The organism is Sphingorhabdus sp. (assembly GCF_046292425.1).
In the GTDB taxonomy this organism is placed as follows: Bacteria; Pseudomonadota; Alphaproteobacteria; order Sphingomonadales; family Sphingomonadaceae; genus Sphingorhabdus_B.
In genome coordinates this window covers 1-7,420 of the sequence record NZ_JBKBQV010000082.1, presented here as the reverse complement: position 1 = coordinate 7,420, position 7,420 = coordinate 1, and the positions used below count along the sequence as shown (strand labels likewise).

Genomic DNA, 7,420 nt, shown 5'->3' with positions numbered 1-7,420 from the left:
ATCCAGTCCTATCGAGGATAACCGACGACCAAAGCAAGCAACTGGCGTTAGACTTCTACTTCGAACTGACCAGCTTCCGCGAGACCAACATCAACGCAATCTGGCATCACATAGTCGATCTATACGGTCCGCCATGCGACGAATGTGGAAAACCGTTACGAACACCGAGGGCGAAGTGGTGCGCAGCATGTGGCGCTACACCGAAATGAACGAGCGTCAGCCTAATGACCATCTGTGCGACGGTAACAAAACGGTCGATCAACATGAGCCTGATACCGTCGTCTCAAATGATGCTGAATCATCCACCGAGACCATCATCGAACGCTCCGAAGCTGGGGCAGCGTCAAGGGATGGTGAGGGTAATGATGTGCAAGATCATGCCCTTCATCGGCCCGCTCCCTTCGCCCGCTCCAGTTTTTCCGTCACATTTATAATAGCCACCGCAGAACCAAGGGTTCTGCCATAGGCGGCGCTGCCGTTTTAAGCGCCGCGCACCAGTGTGCTGCGCGTCAGGCGATAGACGAGGCCAGCCAAGCCATTATAACTGGCGCGGTGGTAGGCGGAGTCGGGGGCCAATTGTGCCGTGAGACGACGATGTGCTTCACCCAAGGCATGATAGGGCACACTAGGCAGCAAATGGTGCAGCGCGTGGTAGCGAAGCCCTACGGGCGCCCAGATCGATGCGAGCATGCCAGGTGGCGGCACGTTGACGCTATCAAGGAACTGGGCGGTGACGCTCAGGGGTTCGCCATCATTTTCCCAAAGATGGGCAACCAAAGTCCGAATCTGGTTCAAAACCGCAACGCTCGAAACAATGGCAAGGAATATCAGGAATGCGTTCAACGGAATAAATCCAGTAAACACGCCAGCAAGCAGGACGATGGACCAGATGCTTGCAGCGGTTTCCTGAATGATCCAATTGCGGCGCGCCTCGCCTTCGGCGGGGCGGCGGCGAAAGGCTGGATTAATTGCCAGTCCCGAATAGCGCTCTACGACAACTCTGCGCAATGCAGGGATTACCAGCGACAAAGGTGCAAGCACGGCGTTGCGAAACAACAGGGCGACAGGGGCAAGCAGTGAAGCCAAAATGAACAAGGGCAATGTCCAAGGCTTCATCAGGGCAAGTGGCAGATATTCGGGATCCTGATCAGTCCCATAACGGGTGCGCGCGTGGTGAAGATTGTGAATGCCTTCATACATATATGACGGCACCAGCAACGGCACGCCAATTACGGCGTTAAAGCCGAAACGAAATCCTGGAAGCGCAGAATGCTTCACATGGGTTACTTCATGAATAAATCCGCCAGCGCGGTATAGTGCAAGCACCGAGACGAGTGCTGCTGCGCATTGAAGCCAGATGATTTCAGAACCAATTGCAATGGCCAGTCCGGCATAGCCCAGAAAAGCCGAACCCAGAAAATCGGACCAGAAAATGCGCGGATTGGGGTTGCCAAGGTCGCGGGTGAGTTCGGCAACCGCACGCAGCATCGCTTTGTCATCGGGCACGCGCTTTAACGCCGCTGCACGATCAGCAACGTCAATCCCCTGCCGGACATCGTCTAGCGGAAGGGTAGCGGTCAATGACAGGTCATTCATGCGCGATTCGATTTGTCCAACGGGTATCATGGATGCCCAGATAGGCGTCAGTCGTGGCAACAAAATGGCAGAATGCCGGAATTATGGCGAGTTTGTATTACTAAGTGTAATCGGTATTCTCGCGCTAAGCGATTTACGCTGGTGCGTGCGCTGCCGACATTTTGCCCGAAATGCGGCCAAATAGCGAGTTTACCAGATCGCGGCCGTCCTCGTCCAGATCACCGTCCAACACATTGCGACCGTCACCAGATGATCCAGGCTCCCATGTTACCAGCGGATCATATCCTTCAGAAATCTCGCCCAGTTGTTCCTCTACATCTGTCTGACCAAGAACGATAATTCCATCACAGCGACCTGAGTCCGTCATTCGGTTCAACCAGCGTGGATCGGATTCATCAGCCGTCATAAGCAACAGATCATATCCCCTATCCGTCAATGCCGAACTGATCGACGCCAACATTGTCACGCTAATCGGGTCCTGCTTTGGGTCTTCCGTCTGTTTTTTTGCCGGTATAACTACGGCGATAGCGCCCGTCCTTTTTGTCCGCAGATTGCGGGCAAGAGCATTTGGCCGGAAATCATGTTCGCGGGCAATTGCCTGAATCCGTTCGCGCGTTTTGCGTGCAATTAAATGCGAATCAGCTAGCGCCCTTGAAACCGTACCCGGTGACACACCCGCCAATTGCGCTAACTCTGTGATATTTCGAACCCGGCGCCCGTTATCCACGTCTGTTCCTTCGCTTATGCAAAATTTGCCCAGAGAATGTCAGCATCAGCCAACTGGCCGCGCAGGAAAGTCCCCCGGACTATACCGCAACAACGCATTGCAGGCGCAGTTGTTCCCAAACGGGTCTGCCAAGACATTGCACTTGGACGTTTGCCGGGTTGCCAGTCGCGTCCAGCCCGCTAAACCGTTCTTCATGTTAGGTGTCTGCTATTATCCCGAACATTGGCCTGCGGAATATTGGGCACGGGACGCCCAGCGGATGCGCGACCTCGGCCTGACCTACGTCCGTATTGGGGAATTCGCATGGGGGCGAATTGAAAAAAGCGGCGGCGTATTCCATTGGGACTGGATGGACCGGGCCATCGACACTCTAGGCTTGGCTGGCCTCAAGGTCGTGTTGGGGACACCCACGGCCACACCGCCCAAATGGTTGTGCGAGAAATATCCGGACATCCTGCCAGTCGACATTCACACGGGCCAAGTGCGCCGGTTTGGCTCGCGACGGCATTATGATTTTTCAAGCGACAGCTATCTGCTTCAGGCCGAGCGGATTACCGCTGCCATGGCGGAACGTTATGGTAGCCACCCCAACGTCGCCGGCTGGCAAACCGACAATGAACTATGCTGCCACGACACGACAATGAGCGCGTCGCCAGCGGCTTTGCAGAAATTCCGTGCCTACTGCGCGCGGCGTTATGGAAATATTGCCGCGCTGAACGCTGCATGGGGCAATGTTTTCTGGTCAATGGAATATGACGATTTCGATCAGATTGACCTGCCATTTTTCACCGTTTGCGAAACCAACCCCGCGCACCGGCTGGCCTATCGCCGTTTCGCTTCGGAACAGGTGGTGCAATTTCACGACGTTATGATTGCGGCGATTCGGCGGCATGCAGGGCCGGACCAATGGGTAACGCACAATATCATCCCCCCGGCCACAACCGGCGTGGACAATGCGGCGTTGACGCGACAACTCGATTTTTTAAGCTACGACAATTATCCGCTCGGCTTTTCAGACCAGTTGATGGCGAAGGCGTCGGCGGAACATTGGAAGCCCTTCATGCGCACGGGGCACCCTGACCTCGCGGCCTTAAACTTCGATTCTGTACGCGGGCTGTCGAAAGGCGCTTGGTGGGTTATGGAGCAGCAGCCGGGTCCCGTGAACTGGGCGCCGCATAATCCACGCCCGGCACCCGGCATGGTGCGCCATTGGACGCTTCAGGCCTTTGCCCATGGTGCGGCTTGCGTTGCGTTCTTCCGTTGGCGGCAAGTGCCCTTTGCACAGGAACAAATGCATGCAGGCCTGCTTCGACCAGACGATATGCCTGCCGCTGCGTGGGCGGAGGTAGAGCAGGCTGCCGCCGAGTTGCAATCGCTGGGTGACCTGTCCGCCGTTGCGCCGCGGTCGTCCGTTGCGATCATCATTGATCCCGTATCGGGCTGGGTTGATGATATTGAACGCCAAGGGGCTGGCTATCGATATGATGCGGTGGTGTTTCAATATTATTGCGCGTTGCGTTCCCTGGGCGTCGATGTGGATTTCGTTTCGGCAAGTCAGCCATTGCTTGATAGCTACAGGCTGATTGTCGTACCAACGCTTGCGGTCGTTGATGACGTTGCACTTGCTGCGCTTCAGGAAAGCAAAGGACTGTTGCTGTTTGGACCCCGATCGGGTGCGAAGACGGAGGAATTTTCCATCAGCGACAGCCTGCCGCCGGGAAGACTGCGCGCCTTTGTTCCAATCAAGGTAACATCGGTAGAAACGCTTCGCCCGGACTGCAACGGCACCGTAATCTATAAAGACGAAACCTATGAAAGCGGCCGCTGGCGTGAAACGATTGAAGCTGGTGACGCCAAGGTAATTGCCACCTATGAAGATAACGCGCCCGCCGCAGTCCGGTCGGGGCGCAGCACTTACATCGCTACGTTAACCGATGATGCGTTCGTGACCCGCTTGCTTCTTGATCTCTGTGCGGAGGCGGGGATTGCCATAACGCCCCTGCCGCCCACATTGCGGTTGCGCAGGCGCGGGGACTTGACGTTCGCATTCAATCTGGCGGAAACGCCCACAACAGCGCCTGCGCCCAGGGGCGTGGAGTTCGTCATCGGTGGCCCGGAAATCGAACCCTATGGCGTCGCGGTCTGGCGTTAGCGTTCTTTGGTTGCGCTAAACTTCAAATCCGGATGCTTTTCCTGCTGGTAGCCAACATCCCATGACGAGCGGGCCATGAAAACTGGGTGTCCGTCACGGTCCTTGGCCATGTTGCCGCCATTGAACGACACAAATTGCGCCAATGCGCTTTCCGGACCGATAAGCCAGCGTGCGGTGTCGTATGGCGCCGCTTCCAAAAAGGCATCGACCTTATATTCCGCCTCAAGTCGCGAGATTAGTACGTCCAGTTGCAGTTGGCCGACGACCCCAATAACCCAGTTCGACCCTATTTCAGGGTAGAAAACCTGAATCACGCCCTCTTCGCTGAGATCATCCAGCGCCTTGCGCAACTGCTTCGTTTTAGTCGGGTCGCGAAGCACGACACGGCGCAAGATTTCAGGTGCAAAATTTGGCAGACCCGTAAACCGCACCTCGTTGCGTTCGGACAAGGTGTCGCCAACGCGCAATGTGCCATGGTTGGGAATGCCAATGATGTCGCCGGGCTCGGCGCTGTCTGCAATCTCGCGATCCTGCGCGAAAAACAATATTGGGGAGTGAATTGCGACCGGTTTACCAAGCCCCGAAGGCGTCAGCTTCATTCCGCGCTTAAACGTGCCCGAGCACAAACGCATGAACGCGATGCGGTCGCGATGCTGCGGATCCATATTGGCCTGTACCTTGAAAATGAAGCCAGTGACTTCCTTTTCGGACGGGTCAATATTGCCCTTGGAACTCGGTTGCGGACGGGGTGGCGGGGCGTATTTCGCAATGGCGTTGATCAGCTCGATTACGCCAAACTCCTTTAGCGCGGACCCGAAATAGACAGGGGTCAGGTCGCCATTCTGGAAGGCTGTCAGGTCGAATTCCGAATAGCCGGCCTGCGCAAGTTCGGCCTCTTCGCGCAGTCGATTTACACCGGCTGGCGTGAGCACCTGCTCAAGCGATGTCGCATCAAGGCCGCTATGGTCGCTCGTCTTGCCCTCAAATGCCTTGCTGTCGCCAGATGGCTGGCTCAGGCGACCGCTGCTGAAATCATATAGCCCTTCAAACTCGCCGCCCATGCCGACGGGCCAGTTCATCGGGCAGACGTCGAGCGCGAGCGCGTCCGCGACTTCGTCAATTGTTTCAAAGGCAGCGCGGCCCTCCCGGTCGACCTTGTTCACGAACGTGATAATTGGCACGCTGCGCAGACGGCACACTTCGAAAAGCTTACGCGTCTGTGGCTCAATGCCCTTGGCCGCGTCGATGACCATGATGGCAGAATCGACCGCCGTCAGCGTGCGATAGGTGTCTTCCGAAAAATCCTCATGCCCAGGCGTATCCAGCAGGTTGAAGACAATGCCGTCTTTTTGGAATGTCATGACCGATGAGGTAACCGAAATGCCGCGTTGCTGCTCGATCTTCATCCAGTCCGAACGCGCACGCCGCGCTTGGCCCCGCGCTTTGACTTCACCTGCCAAGTGGATGGCGCCGCCTTGCAACAGCAGTTTCTCCGTCAGTGTGGTCTTACCAGCATCAGGGTGGGAAATAATGGCAAAGGTGCGGCGGTTCAGCGTCATGCAGCGCGGCTTAGGGACGATTGATTATCGCTTCAACCCGTTTGTAAGCAGGTCTGCGGCAATATTCGCCACATCGACTACGTCGCGATCCTCCCCCATGACGCCAAAACGCAGTCCAAGAAAAACGTTCATGCCGACAATTGCCCAAGCGTGCACTTCATCGACGTCGTCGCGCAATTGGCCCTTTGCGGCGGCATCGGTGAGACTTTTCAGATAGCCGTTTACCGTGTCCTCATAATGCGCACGATAGCTTGCTGGATCAACAAATTCCGCCTCGTCGATAATCCGGTAAAGTTCCTTGTGCTCGCGCACGAATTCGAGAAATTTTGCAAGACCTTTGCGTTCGCCTTCAAGCCTGTTCGGTTCGGCGGCCATCACCGGGCCTACAGTGTGCCGGACCTGCGCGGACATGTCGCGCACCAGTGCACGGAACAGGGAATCCTTCGAATCAAAATATGTGTAAAAACTGCCAAGAGCGACGCCAGCGCGCTGGGTAATCGACACAACCGAACTTTCGTGAAATCCTTTTTCGCCAAACTCCGCAGCAGCAGCATCAAGCAACAGACGAAGCGTTTTGCGCCCCCTTTCAGTGCGCGGCGTTTTTCCTGCCGGTGTCATTGTTGCTGATATGCCACGTTCCGCGGACATTCGCTACTCTTCCTAAAGTCAATAAGTTGAAACATGGTTCAACTTTCACTATACGGATATTTGGAAACGGGTAAAGACCCGCATATGTGGAGGAGAGTAGCTCATGAATTCCCCTAAAAACTCTGTCATTCGCGCCGCTTTACTGGCGAGCATTTCGATTTCTGGCATCGCTTGGACAGCGCCTGCATTCGCGCAAGATGCTTCGCCAGCCATGGATGAAGCGGAAGGCGGGGGTGAAATCATTGTTACTGCACGCCGCCGCGAGGAAAATTTGCTCGACGTGCCGATTGCCGTCAGCGCTTTCTCCGGTGAATCGCTGGAAATGCGCGGTGCGCTCGACATTACCGAAATCGGCAACATCACCCCGAACACCACGCTGGAAACGTCACGCGGCAGCAACTCCACTTTGTCCGCCTTCATTCGCGGCATTGGACAGCAAGACCCGGTGTCAGGATTTGAACCCGGCGTCGGTATTTACCTTGATGATGTCTACCTGAACCGACCGCAAGCTGCAGTGCTGGACATTTATGATGTGGAGCGCATCGAAGTTCTGCGCGGGCCGCAAGGCACGCTGTACGGACGCAACACTATCGGTGGCGCCGTCAAATATGTGACCAAGCGGTTGCCCCAGGAATTTTCGCTCAGCGCACGTGCTACGGTCGGCACATATAAACAAGCCGATGGCGTGTTGACCGTGTCAGCACCAATTGGTGACATCGTGCGCGTTGGCGGCAGCTT

7 protein-coding genes are annotated in these 7,420 nt (G+C 56.0%); 3 read left to right on the top strand and 4 right to left on the bottom strand.

Annotation, left to right across the window (positions count from 1 at the left end):
• Window positions 1–133 precede the first annotated feature (133 nt).
• Window positions 134–466 carry a hypothetical protein gene (locus ACK4S7_RS12745; RefSeq protein ID WP_409647521.1) on the top strand — a complete coding sequence of 111 codons (333 nt, stop codon included), beginning with the start codon at window positions 134–136 and terminating at the stop codon, window positions 464–466.
• A gap of 14 nt (window positions 467–480) precedes the next feature.
• Here the strand turns inward: ACK4S7_RS12745 and ACK4S7_RS12740 are convergent, their stop codons facing one another.
• Both ACK4S7_RS12740 and ACK4S7_RS12735 read right to left on the bottom strand, forming a co-directional pair.
• Entirely contained in the window at window positions 481–1,596 is a 1,116-nt protein-coding gene (locus ACK4S7_RS12740; protein ID WP_409647518.1) for a fatty acid desaturase family protein, read from the bottom strand.
• Window positions 1,597–1,729: 133 nt separating this feature from the next.
• Window positions 1,730–2,323: a LacI family DNA-binding transcriptional regulator gene (locus tag ACK4S7_RS12735; RefSeq protein WP_409647516.1), complete on the bottom strand. Its 594-nt coding sequence runs from the start codon at window positions 2,321–2,323 to the stop codon at window positions 1,730–1,732.
• A gap of 193 nt (window positions 2,324–2,516) precedes the next feature.
• Here ACK4S7_RS12735 and ACK4S7_RS12730 point away from each other — a divergent pair, with 193 nt between their 5' ends.
• A complete protein-coding gene (locus ACK4S7_RS12730) occupies window positions 2,517–4,475 on the top strand; it encodes a beta-galactosidase (RefSeq protein ID WP_409647513.1) in 1,959 nt (652 codons plus the stop codon).
• Here ACK4S7_RS12730 and ACK4S7_RS12725 read toward each other — a convergent pair.
• Both ACK4S7_RS12725 and ACK4S7_RS12720 read right to left on the bottom strand, forming a co-directional pair.
• Window positions 4,472–6,034, bottom strand: a complete 1,563-nt coding sequence (locus tag ACK4S7_RS12725; RefSeq protein WP_409647510.1) for a peptide chain release factor 3 — start codon at window positions 6,032–6,034, stop codon at window positions 4,472–4,474. The genes ACK4S7_RS12730 and ACK4S7_RS12725 overlap by 4 nt on opposite strands.
• A 24-nt stretch (window positions 6,035–6,058) precedes the next feature.
• Window positions 6,059–6,682 carry a TetR/AcrR family transcriptional regulator gene (locus tag ACK4S7_RS12720; protein ID WP_409647507.1) on the bottom strand — a complete coding sequence of 208 codons (624 nt, stop codon included), beginning with the start codon at window positions 6,680–6,682 and terminating at the stop codon, window positions 6,059–6,061.
• Between the two features lie 103 nt (window positions 6,683–6,785).
• On the opposite strand from ACK4S7_RS12720, the gene ACK4S7_RS12715 reads away from it, so the two are divergent.
• Window positions 6,786–7,420 (top strand): TonB-dependent receptor (locus ACK4S7_RS12715; RefSeq protein WP_409647504.1); only part of this gene is annotated, 635 nt, incomplete at its 3' end.